Here is a 1,754-nt window from a genome sequence, read left to right as displayed (position 1 = left end):
AGCTCAATAATGACCTGCTCGCCCCCACCTTTTAGATATTGCTCCGGCCTATATTTTCCGAACTGCTCCGCAATTTTTCCATGCCAGGCGTTAGCGCCAGGCATCCGCGTACCGAAATCTTCCGGGAGATGAAGAACAACCAGAAAACCATTGCCGTTCCATTCATCCAGCACCGCACAAAACTCACGCCACTTTTCAGCTGTCTCTGGCGTTTTTTGATATCCCCAGAATCCTCCCACGGCATAGGATTCTTTGGCGAATTCACTTTTATTTCCAAAAGCACGAAAGAGTGTTTTCCCTCCCATCTCCCTGGCGCTTTTTGCGGTAATTTCCCCACTGAAAGACGCTACATCTGTAAATACGGTTTTTCCAGGAAATGCAGGGCTCTCTCCTTCCCAGTAAAGTATGTTGGGATAACCTTTTTTTTGATATTTCCGACTGAGACTGCCTTTGAAACGCGTCTCTGCCTGAACACTCGGATACCGTGTCCCCTGCTTAGGCGCTTCTCGTAATTCACGCTCAATAATATAAGCTTCGGACTCACGTCGAACGGTTGCACGCCCTGAGCTTGTAGCCAGAATAAGAGGATTTCCTTTGTAGACCATTCCTTGTATCACTTTCAGCTTCAGATCCAGCTCCCGCAGTGCCTGAGGGATCATTCGGGCTCCCATATCCCGCAGGCTGGCAAAACCATCAACCAGCGAATAGAGCTGCCCGTGCCATTTTTCTGGCAATGCACGCCCCAGCGTCGAGCCCAGGATCCTGTTCGTCACCGTGAGCATCGTGTTACAGAACGCCCCAAATTTATCCAGCAGTACGGCCTGGTGAGACTGAACGTCCAGTTTTTTCAGCCATTTAGGTGCATTACCTTCACCGACACGGTTTAAAAACTGGATTATTTTCTCCTGCGTTTCAAGGTTTTTTGCCGCTTTAGCTGTTTTGGCCGTACCGACAAGTACCAGACGCCCCACCCCTTTGATCACGCCGCCAATCACCGGGATCAGCGCAAACAGCAATACCACAAGAAAGACCCATTCAGTGGTGCTTTCACGCTTTTTGGGATCCTGTGCGAGTCCGATCGACACAGCCAACAAATCACGCACAGCGGTCACATCCCCCACTAAAGGGATCATCCCAATGGCAGCATCGGTAATGATTTGCCCGATGGTCTGCTTTTCATTGAATGCTCCGGACAGGGTGCCCCAAATCCACTGGCTGGTCTCAAGGCTGGTTTGTTTAAACCAGGCTGTGCTGTTGATTTCATTCATGATTCACTCCGTGTGTAGCGGGCAATCAGGTCGTCGGCCTGAGTGTCACTCATCGCCTGAGCCTGGTAGTACGTGTTTTGCTCAGCGGCTTTGCGGGCAAAATTGCGGGTGTCTGGTCCCATCTCAACGGTCACTGGGCCATCCGGCAGATTGTCAAGATGAAGGTAGCCGGCCCCATCAAGGTTACCGGTACGCACAGAGCCGTCTGCCAGTGTCGCGGTAAACGGCGCACCAACCACCGGCGCGTCATCATGGTAGAGGTACTGCATCAGTGCATCATTGCGGTCTTTCAGTGGGTCAGCCAGCCACGGTATGTCCGCTGTTTGTGAGGTGCCACCTTCCGTATCCAGCCGGCTCGCCTTGCGGGAATACGTCCCGGCCGTCTCGTACCTGATTTGTCCCTGCTCGATAAGGATGGAACTCTCGCCCCCCACCAGACGTATTCGCTTCTTCCCGGCCAGCAGCATCTCTCTGGCGGAGATAAGG

The 1,754-nt window shown here is 52.5% G+C and carries 1 protein-coding gene and 1 pseudogene; both read right to left on the bottom strand.

The window, feature by feature from the left end:
* Positions 1-1,268, bottom strand: a 1,268-nt coding sequence (locus Q9R34_RS21615; protein ID WP_485896413.1) for a hypothetical protein, incomplete at its 3' end; no start/stop codon positions are given.
* A pseudogene (locus Q9R34_RS21610) lies at positions 1,265-1,754 on the bottom strand (type VI secretion system Vgr family protein); the annotation flags it as partial. The gene Q9R34_RS21615 and the pseudogene Q9R34_RS21610, both read right to left, overlap by 4 nt.

The sequence above is a fragment of the Enterobacter sp. BRE11 genome, assembly GCF_031844285.1.
Taxonomy (GTDB): domain Bacteria; phylum Pseudomonadota; class Gammaproteobacteria; order Enterobacterales; family Enterobacteriaceae; genus Pantoea.
Note: the sequence above shows the minus strand (reverse complement) of the source record. Positions and strands in the feature narration are given on the sequence as shown.